The following is a 12,451-nucleotide window of genomic DNA, read 5'->3' as shown; positions in this document are numbered from 1 at the left end:
ACGCAAGGTCGGCCGTGAAATACAGCCGCGCAGCAACGCGACTTTGTGTTTAACGGCCCGACGAAGGTTTTCGCCGAGCCGTGATCTTCAAAAGCGGATCGACCCTGGTCATTTTGCGCTCCAGGGCCAGTTTGGCGACTTGCGGCGCCGGCTGATAGCCCGGAATTACCTGGCCGTCCGCCAAAACGATAGCCGGCGTGCCGTTCACGCCGATGGACTGGCCGAGGGCGAACTGCTTGGAAACCGGGTTCTCGCACTTGGCGGCCTTGATTTCCTTGCCGTCGACCATCTTGTCCATGGCCGCCTTCTTGTCCTTGGAGCACCAGACCGCCTGCAGCTGCTCGTCACCCGGCGAACCCAGGCCCTGGCGCGGGAACGCCACGTAGCGCACTTCGATACCGCGCTTGTTCAGCTCCGGCACTTCAGCGTGCAGCTTGTGGCAATACGGGCAAGTGGTGTCGGTGAATACGGTGATGTGCGACTTGGTCTCGCCGATCGCCGGGTAGACCACGGTCTCGGCAACCGGGATGCCGTTGATCAGCTTGGAGATGCCCTGGCGCTCGGTGATCTCGGTGAGATTGACCGGCTTGCCATCCTTGAGCGCGAACAGGTTGCCCTGGACGATGTACTGGCCGTCGGCACTGGCGTACAGCACACGGCTGCCCTTGAGCTTGACTTCATACAGGCCGGACATCGGGCTGGCGGTAATGGCTTCGATCGGCACTTCGAGCTCAAGGTTGGCCAGGCTCTTGCGGATGGCCTGGTCGGCAGCGTCATCGGCGATGGCAAAGGTACTGGCCAGCGCAATGGCGGCGGCGGTGAACATCTGGATCAAACGCATGGGGACTCCTGAGGCGAACAAATGGGACGAGGAAACGCCGACCCGCAGATTCGGGTTCCAGCCGCCCACTGTGCAAACCGGGAAAGCCTACCACATAAGGGTGGCGTGGCCGAATGCCGCTGACACACGACGTTTTGTAGTCACATACAGAATTGATGGCGGCTGACACACAGCTATCGCGAGCAAGCTCGCTCCCACACTTTGATCGGTGCCAGGCCGGGATCGCGCGCCCAACACGGATCCCTGTGGGAGCGAGCTTGCTCGCGATGGCGTCAGCATTGACAACATCGCGGCAGGCTCAGCCCCGGGGATGATGCTTGGCATGCAACTCCTGCAACCGCGCTCGGGCCACATGGGTGTAGATCTGGGTTGTGGATAGATCGCTGTGCCCCAGCAGCATCTGCACCACTCGCAAGTCGGCGCCGTGATTAAGCAGGTGCGTGGCGAAGGCATGCCGCAAGGTGTGCGGGGAAAGCGATTTATTGATCCCGGCTACCTTGGCCTGGTGCTTGATGCGGTGCCAGAAGGTCTGGCGGGTCATCTGCTCGCCCCGCAAGCTGGGAAACAGCACGTCGCTGGGACGCCCGCCCAGCAGGTCATGACGGGCATCGCGCATGTAGCGCTCGACCCAGACGATCGCTTCCTCGCCCATCGGCACCAGGCGCTCCTTGCTGCCCTTACCCATCACCCGCAGCACGCCCTGGCGCAGGTTCACCTGTTCCAGCGTCAGGCTGATCAATTCGGTGACGCGCAGACCACAGGCATACAGGACTTCCAGCATGGCCCGGTCACGCTGGCCGATGGGGTCGCTGAGGTCGGGGGCCGCCAGCAACGCCTCCACGTCTGCCTCCGACAAGGATTTGGGCAGCGGACGCCCCAGCTGCGGCATTTCCACGCGCAAGGTCGGGTCCACCGCGATCAACTTTTCTCTCAGCAAATAGCGATAAAACCCACGCAAACCGGAAAGAAATCGGGCAGTGGAGCGCGGTTTGTAGTTCTGCTCCAAGCGCCACGCCAGATGATCGAGGATCAGTTCCCGCCCGGCGTTTACCAACTCCAGGTTCTTTTCCTGCAACCAGCCGTTGAACAGGGCCAGGTCGCTGCGATAGGCGCCGCGGGTGTTATCGGAAAGCCCTTTTTCCAGCCACAGGGCGTCGAGAAACTGGTCTATGAGCGGATGATCGATGGCGGGCATAAAAACTCTTGAAGGATACGGGCACACACGGTGTCGAAAGGGCCATAAAGCTATGCAGAGTGCTCAAAGCACAAATCGCAGGCAACAAAAAAGCAGCCCGCAGGCTGCTTTTTTTGCATCGGAAGCTGGACTTAAGCCAGTTTTTCCTTGATGCGAGCTGCTTTACCCGACAGGTCACGCAGGTAGTACAGCTTGGCTTTACGTACGTCACCGCGACGCTTGACAGCCATGCTGTCGATTTGCGGGCTGTAGGTCTGGAAAGTACGCTCTACGCCAACACCGTTGGAGATTTTACGAACGGTGAATGCACTGTTTACGCCGCGGTTACGCTTGGCGATAACAACACCTTCGAACGCTTGCAGACGCGCACGGTCGCCTTCCTTCACTTTCACCTGAACGACAATGGTGTCGCCCGGGGCAAAGGTAGGGATCTCTTTGGTCATCTGCTCTGCTTCGAGTGCAAGGATGATTTTGTTAGTCATGCTGTGCTCCTAAGGCAAGTCATCGGACTTACCATCGATACGTTGTTAACTATCGTCCCGCTCGCGGATGTATTCCTCGAGCAGCTTCTTCTCTTCTCCAGAAAGCGAGCGGCTTTCCAGAAGATCGGCGCGTCGTTCATAGGTCCGACCAAGGGACTGCTGTAAACGCCAACGCCGGATGTGCGCGTGGTTGCCACTTAGCAACACGTCGGGAACACGCTGATCCGCATACACCTCCGGTCGGGTGTAGTGCGGGCAATCCAGCAGACCATCCGTAAAGGAATCTTCCTCGGCGGAATCCGCATGCCCTAAAGCTCCAGGCAGCAGTCGTGTAACCGCATCGATCAGGACCATCGCCGGCAGCTCGCCGCCAGACAATACATAGTCGCCAATCGACCACTCTTCATCGACATGAGCTTCAATGAAACGCTCGTCAATGCCTTCATAACGGCCGGCAATCAGGATCAATGCATCCGAATTCGCCAGCTCGCGTACCGCCGACTGAGTCAGCTGACGGCCTTGGGGCGACAGGTAAATTACCTTCGCCGCCTCCCCGGCTGCTGCCTTGGCCTGAACCAGTGCATCTTCCAGGGGCTTGATCTTCATCACCATGCCCGGACCACCGCCAAACGGGCGATCGTCCACAGTGTGATGCCGATCCGTGGTGTAGTCTCGCGGATTCCAACAAGTGAGCTGCAACAGCTCCTGTTTCACCGCGCGGCTGGTTATGCCGTATTCGCTGATGGCGGAAAACATCTCGGGAAACAGCGTGATGACTTCAACGCGCAAATTAGCCACGTTTAGAAATCCGCATCCCATTCCACCTTCATCTCGCCTGCTTCAAGGTCGACTGCCAACACGCATTGCTCGGTATAGGGCAACAGGCGTTCGCGATCATCCAGGCTGCCGACGCAAGGCTTGACCACCATGACATCGTTCGAACCGGTCTCGAGCAGGTGATCGATCTTCCCGAGCAATTGCCCAAGGTGGTCGATGACCTTCAGACCCACCAGCTGGTACCAGTAGTACTCGCCGTCGGTCAGTTCAGGGAACAGGTTGCGCGGCACACAGATCTCATAACCGGCCAGAAGACGTGCTTCTTCACGATCATCGAGATCCTTGAGCTTTGCGACCAGGAACTTGTCGTTCCCGCGTCCGCTGACCAGCTCCACCTGTTTCACGCTACCTTCGCGCTTGAGCGTCCAGGTTTTGTAGTCCAACAGGTTCTTGATCGGATCAGTAAAGGAATACACCTTCACTTCGCCGCGAACGCCATGTACAGAGTAGATCTTGCCGACAACGATCAAATCACCGGCATCTTTTGGCGTCGCGTTCATATTGCTCAGGCCGCGGCCTTAGCCGATTCCTTCAACAACTGAGCAACGCGCTCAGAAGGTTGTGCACCAACGCTCAGCCAGTAGGCTACGCGCTCTTGGTTCACGGACAGACGAACTTCCTGACCACGGGCAACAGGGTTGAAGAAACCAACCTGCTCCTTGTGGGAACCGTCACGCGGATTGCGGCTGTCGGTTACGGTCAGGTGGTAAAACGGGCGCTTTTTGGAGCCGCCAAGGGCAAGACGGATTGTTAGCATGTGAACATCGTTCCTGTAGTCGGTGCTGCAAATCTAAATGCACAGCGGGCATAGGTGCCCGAAAGGCCGCATATTCTAAGGAATATCCGGACTTTTGCAAATGACTTTTTCCGGCGCCTGGTGCCGTGCAATCAAGATCTGCCATGAAGCCGTCATTAAAAACGGCAGGTCAGCTCCCGCCTGGCGCGGGTTTGCTGGAGATCCCCGCATCCGTGCGGGGCAACGCCGACATGACAGCCGGCGCAGATTCTTTACATTTTCGGCATGCCGCCGCCGGGCAACATACCGCCCATGCCGCGCATCATCTTGGCCATCCCGCCCTTGGCGGAGAATTTCTTCATCATCTTCTGCATCTGCTTGTGCTGCTTGATCAAGCGACCGATGTCCTGCACCTGGGTGCCGGAACCCATGGCGATACGGCGCTTGCGCGAACCGCTGATCAGCTCAGGGTCGCGGCGCTCGGCCGGGGTCATGGAGTTGATGATGGCTTCCATCTGCTTGAACTGCTTTTCCGCCGCGCCCTGGGCATTGCCCATCTGCGCCAGGTTTACGCCACCGATGTTCGGCAGTTTGTCCATGAGGCCGCCGAGGCCGCCCATGTTCTTCATTTGTTGCAACTGGTCGCGGAAATCCTCGAGGTCGAAGCCCTTGCCCTTCTTCAGCTTCTTGGCCAGTTTGTCGGCTTTGTCCTTGTCGAGTGTCGCTTCCGCCTGTTCGATCAGGCTGAGCACGTCGCCCATGCCGAGGATGCGCGAAGCGATACGCTCAGGGTGGAACGGCTCGAGCGCTTCGCTCTTCTCGCCCATGCCGATGAACTTGATCGGCTTGCCGGTGATGGCGCGTACCGACAGCGCGGCACCGCCACGGGCGTCGCCGTCGACCTTGGTCAGGATCACGCCGGTCAGCGGCAGCGCATCACCGAAGGCCTTGGCGGTGTTGGCCGCGTCCTGGCCGGTCATGGCATCGACGACAAACAGGGTTTCTACCGGGTTGATCGCGGCATGCAGCACCTTGATCTCGCCCATCATCTCTTCATCGATGTGCAGGCGACCGGCGGTATCGACGATGACCACGTCGATGAACTTGAGCTTCGCTTCCTTTATAGCCGCCTGGGCGATGTCCACCGGCTTCTGGCTCAGGTCGGACGGGAAGAACGTCACGCCGATATCGTTGGCCAGGGTTTCCAGCTGCTTGATTGCCGCCGGACGGTAGATGTCCGCGGACACCACCATTACCGATTTTTTCTTGCGCTCTTTAAGGAAGCGCGCCAGTTTGCCAGCCGTGGTGGTCTTGCCCGCGCCCTGGAGACCGGCCATCAGCACTACCGCTGGCGGTACGGCGCTCAGGTTCAGGTCTTCGTTGGCGGCGCCCATCAGGCTTTCGAGCTCGGCCTGGACGATCTTCACGAAGGCCTGGCCCGGCGTCAGGCTGCGCGACACTTCGGTGCCAACGGCGCGTTCCTTCACCGAATTGACGAAGTCCTTGACCACCGGCAGGGCGACGTCGGCTTCGAGCAACGCCATGCGCACTTCGCGCAAGGTGTCTTTGATGTTGTCCTCGGTCAGCTTCGCCTTGCCGGTGACATGGCGCAGCGTCTGCGAGAGACGGTCGGTTAGGTTTTCAAACATGCGCGATCCTTTCAGGCCCAGATATGACCGGGATAATGGCGGCCCAGACCGTGAAATATGTGCTCGGCGAGCCTGCGGCGTGGGCAGGTCGCGGATTATAGCGAAGAAGCGTGCGGCGTACACCTTGCAGTGGTCTTTCGTGTGGAGGGGGTTCTATGCCAAACTCAGCGCCTTTCGGGCTTGCCTAACAGGACTTATGCTCCCCTTGTCACCCAGTTTGCTTGCTTCCCTCGCCGCCGCCTGCCTGTACGCCGCTGCGACCCTCTATCAAGGCACCCGCCTGGCCTCCGGCGCCAAGGCGAACAAACGCCTGCTGGTCACGCTTGGCGTGCTGGCGGTGCTCGGCCATGCGGCCAGCCTTTTTACCCACTTGATGACGCCGATCGGCCTGGGCCTGGACTTCTTCAACGCCGCCAGCCTGATTGCCGTCGCGGTGATCGCCCTGACGCTGCTGGCCTGCTCGCGCATACCCGTGGAAAACCTGCTGGTGCTGTTGTTCCCGCTGGGGCTGGCCACGGTGCTGCTGGCGCAGTTCGCGCCGTCGGGCACGGTGCAGATCATCGACGAAGAGCCGGGCATCCTCGCCCATATCCTGCTGTCGATCCTCGCCTACGGCCTGTTTACCATCGCGGTATTCCAGGCGCTGCTCCTGCTGGTGCAGGACCATCAACTCAAGCACAAGCACCCGTCCGGGCTGATCCGCAATTTCCCTCCGCTGCAAACCATGGAAAGCCTGCTGTTCGGTTTCCTCTGGGCCGGCTGGACCCTGCTGTCGCTGTCGCTGATCTCCGGCTGGCTGTTCGTCGAGAACCTGTTCGCCCAACACCTTGTGCACAAGACCTTGCTGGCATGCCTGGCGTGGGTGGTGTTCAGCGTGCTGCTGTGGGGCCGCAACCGTCTCGGCTGGCGTGGCCACAAGGCGATTCGCTGGACACTGGCGGGGTTCTGCCTGCTGATGCTGGCGTACTTCGGCAGCAAGTTGGTCCGCGAATATATCCTGCATATCTGACGGACGAGTCTGATGGAGAGCCTGCCCGTAGGGCCCATGTTTGCGGTAATGGTCGTACTGATCCTCTGGTCGGCCCTGTTCACGGCCATCGAAGCTGCCCAGCAACACTTGCTGGCCCAACGCCGCGCCTCGCGCGCCAGTGACAAACCGCTGGCGCGCCTGAGCTTCCCCTTGGCCAGCCTGATCCTGTGCAATACCTTCTGCCGTGCCCTGGCCGTGGTCATCGCCACGTTGCTGGCACTCTTCACCTGGCTGGAAAACGGCCCCTGGCTGGCCTGGCTCGGCACCAGTGCGGCCCTGCTGGTGTTCGCCGATTACCTGCCTCGCACCTTGGCGAGCCGTTTTCCCGATGCCGTATTGGGCTTGGGCAACACGTTGCTCGGCGTACCACTGAAAATTCTCTACCCCGCCGCCTGGCTGCTCAATGGCCTCAGCCAATTGCTGCTACGCCCCTTTGCCCGCAAGGCCCGCGCAGTCCAGCAAAGCGACGATGAACCACCCGCAACGCCCCGCGCCGAACAGGAACAGGAGCAGGGCAACGGTCGGGTACACCCGATTTCCGGCATCCATGCGCTGGACAACATCACGGTCAACGACATCCTCGTGCCTCGCAGCGAGGTGGACGGGATCAACCTGGACGACCCCATCGGCGAGATCATCGAGCAGTTGCGCCTGAACCGGCGCACCCGGCTGCCGGTGTTCCACAGCGACATCAACCAGGTCGAAGCAGTGCTCAACACTCGGCAGATCCGTCATATGCTGGCGGATGCGAGCCTGACCCAGGAAGCGCTGCTCGCCGCCTGCCACGAGCCGTACTTCGTGCCTGAAAGTACACCGCTGCAATTGCAGTTGCTTAACTTCCACAAGCAGCAGCGACGCCTGGGCATGGTGGTGGACGAATATGGCGAGGTGCTGGGCATCGTGACCCTGGAGGACATTCTCGAGGAAATCGTCGGCGAGTTCGAAAGCGAGCACAGCCTCGACAACCCGCATGTCCATCCTCAACCCGACGGGCGCTTGATGATCGATGGCGCGGCATCGATCCGCGAACTGAACAAGACCCTCGGCTGGCACCTGCCCTGCGACGGTCCCAAGACCCTCAACGGCTTGGTGACCGAAGCGTTGGAGACCATCCCGGAAAGCCCGGTGTGCCTGAAGATCGGCCGCTATCGACTGGAAATCATCGAAACCGTCGACAACCGCGTCAGCCAGGTGCTGGTGTGGCATAACAGTACGGTGCCGACTTTTTCCTGAATCCCAACAGTTCAAGGTAAAACACCGTCGTGGCGAGGGGATTTATCCCCGCTGGGCTGCACAGCAGCCCTAGAACCCAACAACTCGGTGTGCCAGGCAAATTGATTGAGTGCATTTGGGACTGCTTCGCAGTCCAGCGGGGATAAATCCCCTCGCCACAAAAAGCTCATCGTCGACACTGATATTGTGCGCGGGCTCACTTGTTGATTCGTTAGCCTCCTTCTTATACTCAATTCGCTTATCCAGCCCCGCCCAAGCCCCGAGCCTACCCTGCGCACGGAAGGTTCCGGGTCGTTCACCGCAATATCCGCTTCATCCCTGCGACTGTTCCTACCCGGAACAGCGACAGCGCCCACCCCACATCCCTGGGTATTCGACCATAATAATTCGCTCCAACGGAGCACATGACTGTCAGGGATAACCGCATGACAACCACCACCTGCAACGACGCCGTGCCTGTCCAGCCGACCAATTCGGCCAGCCGGGTGGCGACCGCGAGCTTCATCGGCACCGCCATCGAGTTCTACGATTTCTACGTCTACGCCACCGCCGCCGCCCTGGTGATCGGGCCGGTGTTTTTTCCGCAAACCTCAGGCACGGCACAGATGCTGTCGTCCTTCCTGACCTTCGGCATCGCCTTCCTTGCCCGTCCGCTGGGCTCGGCGCTGTTCGGCCACTTCGGCGACCGCATCGGGCGCAAATCGACACTGGTGGCATCGCTGCTGCTGATGGGCGTCTGTACAACCCTCATCGGTGTGCTTCCCGGCTACGCCAGCATCGGCGCCTGGGCGCCCATCCTCCTGTGCCTGCTGCGTTTCGGCCAAGGGCTGGGGCTTGGCGGCGAATGGGGCGGCGCGGCCTTGCTGGCCACCGAGAACGCGCCCAAAGGCAAGCGTGCCTGGTTCGGCATGTTCCCCCAACTGGGCCCTTCCATCGGTTTCCTGGCGGCGAACGGGCTGTTCCTGACCCTGGCCATGACCCTGGATGACGAGCAGTTCCGGTCCTGGGGCTGGCGGATTCCGTTCCTGCTCAGCGCCGTACTGGTGATTGTCGGCCTCTACGTACGCCTCAAACTCCATGAGACGCCGGTTTTCGCCAGTGCCATGGCCCGCCAGGAACGAGTGAAAATCCCGTTGGTCGAGTTGCTCAGCCAGTACTGGGCGCCCACATTGCTCGGCGCGGCGGCGATGGTGGTGTGTTACGCCCTGTTCTACATCTCCACGGTGTTTTCCCTGAGCTATGGCGTTGCGAGCCTGGGCTACAGTCGCGAGACGTTCCTTGGCCTGCTGTGCTTTGCGGTGTTGTTCATGGCCGCCGCGACACCGCTGTCGGCCTGGGCCAGCGACCGATTTGGCCGCAAGCCAGTATTGATCGGCGGCGGCCTGCTGGCGGTGGCCTCGGGCTTCCTCATGGAACCCTTGCTGACCCAAGGGTCCACTGGCGGCGTGGCGCTGTTCCTGTGCATCGAACTGTTCCTGATGGGCGTGACCTTCGCCCCGATGGGCGCGTTGCTGCCGGAGCTGTTTCCCACGCACGTGCGCTACACCGGTGCTTCGGCGGCCTACAACCTGGGCGGTATTGTCGGCGCCTCCGCCGCACCGTTCTTCGCCCAGAAGCTGGTGGCGATGGGTGGCCTGAGCTACGTCGGCGGGTACGTTTCCGGGGCCGCCGTGCTCAGCGTGATCGCGGTAATGTGCCTGAAGGAAACGCGTCATAACGACTTGAACCGGGTCGCCTGACGCGCCTCTGCAGGAACTGCCGCAGGCTGCGATCTTTTGATCTTTTGATCCTTTGATCTTTCGCTTGGAACTCAAGCATCAGGAGAAAGATCGCAGCCTCGCTTCGCTCGGCAGCTCCGGACCAACGCGCTCCAATGAAATAGCCGTTAACAATCCCCCCATTGAAACCACCCCTCACCTGCCCCATCTAAGATCCATACTCCATTGCGCAGGTGCCCCATGAGCGACCAGCACTCTACTGAAGCCACGAACGAATACGCTGAATCCGAGCACATCGAACACACTTCCTCCGGCACCGGCCTGGCCCTGCCTGGCCAGAGCCTGCCGGACAAGGTCTACATCATTCCGATCCACAACCGCCCGTTCTTCCCGGCCCAGGTGCTGCCGGTCATCGTCAATGAAGAGCCGTGGGCCGAAACCCTGGAATTGGTGGCCAAATCCGAACATCACTCCCTGGCGCTGTTTTTCATGGACAGTCCCCAGGAAGACCCGCGCCATTTCGACACCTCGAAGCTGCCGCTGTACGGCACGCTGGTGAAGGTTCACCACGCCAGCCGTGAAGCCGGAAAATTGCAGTTCGTCGCCCAGGGCCTGACCCGCGTGCGCATCCGCACCTGGCTCAAGCATCATCGCCCGCCGTACCTCGTGGAGGTCGAGTATCCGCACCAACCAAGCGAGCCGACCGATGAGGTCAAGGCCTATGGCATGGCGCTGATCAACGCGATCAAGGAGCTGCTGCCGCTCAACCCGCTGTACAGCGAAGAGCTGAAGAACTACCTCAACCGCTTCAGCCCCAACGATCCATCGCCACTGACAGACTTCGCCGCCGCGCTCACTTCCGCCACCGGCAGCGAGCTGCAGGAAGTGCTCGATTGCGTGCCGATGCTCAAGCGCATGGAAAAAGTGCTGCCGATGCTGCGCAAGGAAGTCGAGGTCGCGCGGCTGCAAAAAGAGATTTCCGCCGAGGTCAACAGCAAGATCGGCGAACATCAGCGCCAGTTCTTCCTCAAGGAACAGCTCAAGGTCATCCAGCAGGAGCTGGGGCTGACCAAGGATGATCGCAGCGCCGACCTGGAACAATTCGAGCAGCGCCTGGAAGGCAAGGTCCTGCCCGCCCAGGCCCAGAAGCGCATCGAAGAGGAAATGAACAAGCTCTCGATCCTGGAAACCGGCTCACCGGAATATGCCGTCACGCGCAATTACCTGGATTGGGCGACATCGGTGCCGTGGGGCGTGTATGGCCAGGACAAGCTCGACCTCAAGCACGCCCGCAAGGTACTCGACCAGCACCACGCCGGCCTGGACGACATCAAGGACCGCATCCTCGAATTCCTCGCCGTGGGCGCCTATAAAGGCGAAATCAGCGGCTCCATCGTCTTGCTGGTGGGCCCACCGGGCGTGGGCAAGACCAGCGTGGGCAAATCGATCGCCGAATCCCTCGGGCGGCCGTTCTACCGTTTCAGCGTCGGCGGCATGCGCGACGAAGCCGAGATCAAGGGCCACCGGCGCACCTACATCGGCGCCCAGCCGGGCAAGCTGGTGCAGGCGCTCAAGGACGTCGAAGTGATGAACCCGGTGATCATGCTCGACGAAATCGACAAGATGGGCCAGAGCTACCAAGGCGACCCGGCGTCAGCGCTGCTGGAAACCCTCGATCCCGAGCAGAATGTCGAATTCCTCGACCATTACCTGGACATGCGCCTGGACCTGTCGAAAGTGCTTTTCGTCTGCACCGCCAACACCCTGGACTCGATCCCCGGCCCGCTGCTGGACCGCATGGAAGTGATTCGCCTGTCGGGCTATATCACCGAAGAAAAGGTCGCCATTGCCAAGCGCCACCTGTGGCCCAAGCAACTGGCCAAGGCCGGCGTGTCCAAGGGCAGCCTGAGCATCAACGACAGCGCCCTGAAGGCCCTTATCGACGGCTACGCCCGTGAAGCCGGGGTGCGCCAGTTGGAAAAGCAATTGGGCAAGCTGGTGCGCAAGGCCGTGATGAAGCTGATCGACGATCCTAAAGCGGTGATCAAGCTCGGACCAAAGGACCTTGAGGCCTCCCTGGGCAAACCGGTGTTCCGCAACGAGCAGGTGCTGTCCGGCGTCGGGGTGATTACCGGCCTGGCCTGGACCAGCATGGGTGGCGCGACGCTGCCGATCGAAGCAACGCGCATCCACACGCTCAATCGTGGCTTCAAGCTGACCGGGCAACTGGGTGAGGTGATGAAGGAATCGGCGGAAATTGCCCACAGCTACGTCAGCTCGCACCTGAAGCAGTTCGGCGGTGACCCGAAGTTCTTCGACGAGGCCTTTGTCCACCTGCATGTGCCAGAAGGCGCTACGCCGAAGGACGGGCCAAGTGCCAAGCGTAACCATGGCCAGCGCCCTGCTGTCCCTGGCGCGCAACCAGCCGCCGAAGAAAGGCGTGGCCATGACTGGCGAACTGACCTTGACCGGGCACGTGCTGCCGATTGGCGGCGTACGCGAGAAGGTCATCGCGGCGCGACGGCAGAAGATCAACGAACTGATCCTGCCGGACGCCAACCGAGGTAACTTCGAGGAACTGCCGGATTATCTGAAGGAAGGCGTCACGGTGCATTTCGCCAAGCGGTTTGCGGATGTGGCGAAGGTGTTGTTCTGATCGTTCTCTAGTGCTTGTACTGGCCTCATCGCGAGCAAGCTCGCTCCCACAGGGGATTTGTGGTTTTCACAATG

General features: G+C 60.6%; 10 protein-coding genes and 1 pseudogene. 4 read left to right on the top strand and 7 right to left on the bottom strand.

What is annotated here, in order from left to right; translation table 11 throughout:
• Window positions 1–49: 49 nt before the first annotated feature.
• The 7 genes from AB4N42_RS08865 to ffh all read right to left on the bottom strand — a co-directional run bounded on the left by AB4N42_RS08865 (window position 50) and on the right by ffh (window position 5,740).
• Window positions 50–841, bottom strand: coding sequence for a DsbC family protein (locus AB4N42_RS08865; RefSeq protein ID WP_460116109.1), 792 nt, complete (start codon window positions 839–841; stop codon window positions 50–52).
• Window positions 842–1,139: 298 nt separating this feature from the next.
• Window positions 1,140–2,036, bottom strand: a complete 897-nt coding sequence (gene xerD, locus AB4N42_RS08860) for a site-specific tyrosine recombinase XerD (RefSeq protein WP_460116108.1) — start codon at window positions 2,034–2,036, stop codon at window positions 1,140–1,142.
• A 131-nt stretch (window positions 2,037–2,167) separates the two neighbouring features.
• A complete protein-coding gene (gene rplS, locus AB4N42_RS08855) occupies window positions 2,168–2,518 on the bottom strand; it encodes a 50S ribosomal protein L19 (protein ID WP_030139558.1) in 351 nt (116 codons plus the stop codon).
• 45 nt (window positions 2,519–2,563) lie between these two features.
• Window positions 2,564–3,337 carry a tRNA (guanosine(37)-N1)-methyltransferase TrmD gene (gene trmD / locus AB4N42_RS08850; protein WP_187293314.1) on the bottom strand — a complete coding sequence of 258 codons (774 nt, stop codon included), beginning with the start codon at window positions 3,335–3,337 and terminating at the stop codon, window positions 2,564–2,566.
• A complete protein-coding gene (gene rimM, locus AB4N42_RS08845) occupies window positions 3,319–3,855 on the bottom strand; it encodes a ribosome maturation factor RimM (protein ID WP_030139560.1) in 537 nt (178 codons plus the stop codon). Before rimM ends, trmD begins: the two co-directional genes overlap by 19 nt.
• 5 nt (window positions 3,856–3,860) lie before the next feature.
• Window positions 3,861–4,112, bottom strand: a complete 252-nt coding sequence (gene rpsP, locus AB4N42_RS08840; RefSeq protein WP_003198088.1) for a 30S ribosomal protein S16 — start codon at window positions 4,110–4,112, stop codon at window positions 3,861–3,863.
• Window positions 4,113–4,363: 251 nt separating this feature from the next.
• Window positions 4,364–5,740 carry a signal recognition particle protein gene (gene ffh, locus AB4N42_RS08835; RefSeq protein ID WP_460116107.1) on the bottom strand — a complete coding sequence of 459 codons (1,377 nt, stop codon included), beginning with the start codon at window positions 5,738–5,740 and terminating at the stop codon, window positions 4,364–4,366.
• 196 nt (window positions 5,741–5,936) lie between these two features.
• Between ffh and AB4N42_RS08830 the strand changes: the two genes are divergently transcribed.
• From AB4N42_RS08830 to lon, 4 genes and pseudogenes are all read left to right on the top strand, one after another.
• Window positions 5,937–6,749 (top strand): cytochrome C assembly family protein, encoded by an 813-nt coding sequence (locus tag AB4N42_RS08830; protein WP_030139562.1) that lies wholly within the window; start codon window positions 5,937–5,939, stop codon window positions 6,747–6,749.
• A 12-nt stretch (window positions 6,750–6,761) separates the two neighbouring features.
• Window positions 6,762–8,003, top strand: a complete 1,242-nt coding sequence (locus AB4N42_RS08825; RefSeq protein WP_198796308.1) for a CNNM domain-containing protein — start codon at window positions 6,762–6,764, stop codon at window positions 8,001–8,003.
• Between the two features lie 425 nt (window positions 8,004–8,428).
• Window positions 8,429–9,742, top strand: a complete 1,314-nt coding sequence (locus AB4N42_RS08820) for an MFS transporter (RefSeq protein WP_258648225.1) — start codon at window positions 8,429–8,431, stop codon at window positions 9,740–9,742.
• A gap of 219 nt (window positions 9,743–9,961) precedes the next feature.
• Window positions 9,962–12,377 (top strand): annotated as a pseudogene (gene lon, locus AB4N42_RS08815) (endopeptidase La).
• The last annotated feature ends 74 nt before the right edge of the window (window positions 12,378–12,451 follow it).

The sequence above is a fragment of the Pseudomonas sp. H2_D02 genome, assembly GCF_054677635.1.
The sequence above is the reverse complement of the archived record's forward strand: the minus strand, read 5'-3'. Positions and strand labels throughout refer to the sequence as shown.

Bases quoted from the DNA above. Each gene is read 5' to 3' on its own strand.
- AB4N42_RS08865 (WP_460116109.1), bottom strand. From the start codon at position 841: ATGCGTTTGATCCAGATGTTCACCGCCGCCGCCATTGCGCTGGCCAGT.
- xerD (WP_460116108.1), bottom strand. From the start codon at position 2,036: ATGCCCGCCATCGATCATCCGCTCATAGACCAGTTTCTCGACGCCCTG.
- rplS (WP_030139558.1), bottom strand. From the start codon at position 2,518: ATGACTAACAAAATCATCCTTGCACTCGAAGCAGAGCAGATGACCAAA.
- trmD (WP_187293314.1), bottom strand. From the start codon at position 3,337: ATGGGATGCGGATTTCTAAACGTGGCTAATTTGCGCGTTGAAGTCATC.
- rimM (WP_030139560.1), bottom strand. From the start codon at position 3,855: ATGAACGCGACGCCAAAAGATGCCGGTGATTTGATCGTTGTCGGCAAG.
- rpsP (WP_003198088.1), bottom strand. From the start codon at position 4,112: ATGCTAACAATCCGTCTTGCCCTTGGCGGCTCCAAAAAGCGCCCGTTT.
- ffh (WP_460116107.1), bottom strand. From the start codon at position 5,740: ATGTTTGAAAACCTAACCGACCGTCTCTCGCAGACGCTGCGCCATGTC.
- AB4N42_RS08830 (WP_030139562.1), top strand. From the start codon at position 5,937: ATGCTCCCCTTGTCACCCAGTTTGCTTGCTTCCCTCGCCGCCGCCTGC.
- AB4N42_RS08825 (WP_198796308.1), top strand. From the start codon at position 6,762: ATGGAGAGCCTGCCCGTAGGGCCCATGTTTGCGGTAATGGTCGTACTG.
- AB4N42_RS08820 (WP_258648225.1), top strand. From the start codon at position 8,429: ATGACAACCACCACCTGCAACGACGCCGTGCCTGTCCAGCCGACCAAT.